1 protein-coding gene is annotated in these 731 nt (G+C 70.0%); it reads left to right on the top strand.

Annotated features, from left to right (window positions below; all coding sequences use genetic code 11):
* Positions 1 to 22: 22 nt before the first annotated feature.
* Positions 23 to 731 (top strand): DUF222 domain-containing protein (locus A5694_RS15925; RefSeq protein ID WP_131809608.1); only part of this gene is annotated, 709 nt, incomplete at its 3' end.

The following is a 731-nucleotide window of genomic DNA, read 5'->3' as shown; positions in this document are numbered from 1 at the left end:
TGCCTCTCGCTACGATTCGCACATGCATTCGAACAGTCGGAAAGAGATCGTCGAAGTCTTCGACGCGCTGGCGGCTGAGCTGGATCGGGCGCTGGAGCTGGACTTCTCGGCGCTGACACCGCGGGAGTGTGTGGCGCTGTTGCAGCGCTGCGAGCGATTGCGCCGCCGGCTGCCGGCGGTGGAGCATCCGCTGGTCAACCAGGTTGCCGCCACCGACCCGGCCGAACTGGGCGGCAAGCCACGCTGGGTGCTGGCCGACGAACTGCATCTAAGCCGCGGGGAGGCCGGTCGCCGCCTCGCCGAGGCCGCCGAACTGGGCCCGCGCCGCACCCTGACCGGCGAACCGTTGGAACCGGTGTTGCCTGCCGTGGCCGCCGCCCAACGCGCCGGAGCGATCGGGGCCGCCCACATCGAAGTGATCCGCAAATTCTTCGACTACCTGCCCGACGGTCTCGACACCGCGACGTTGGTGCAGGCCGAAACAGAGCTCTCCGAGCTGGCCGGCCAGTACCGGCCTGAGCAGCTGGCCAAACTCGCCGGGCGCATGGCCGATCACCTGCACCCCGACGGCAACTACACCGACGCCGACCGCGCCAAACGCCGCAGCCTGGTATTGGGCCCCCAAGACCGCGACGGCATGACCCCGATCAAAGGCCACCTCGACCCTCAGGCCCGCGCCACCCTCGACGCCGTGCTGGCCCGCTGGGCCGGCCCCGGCATGTGCAACCCCG

This window comes from Mycolicibacter sinensis, assembly GCF_001667945.1.
In the GTDB taxonomy this organism is placed as follows: domain Bacteria; phylum Actinomycetota; class Actinomycetes; order Mycobacteriales; family Mycobacteriaceae; genus Mycobacterium; species Mycobacterium sinense_B.
The sequence above is the reverse complement of the archived record's forward strand: the minus strand, read 5'-3'. Positions and strand labels throughout refer to the sequence as shown.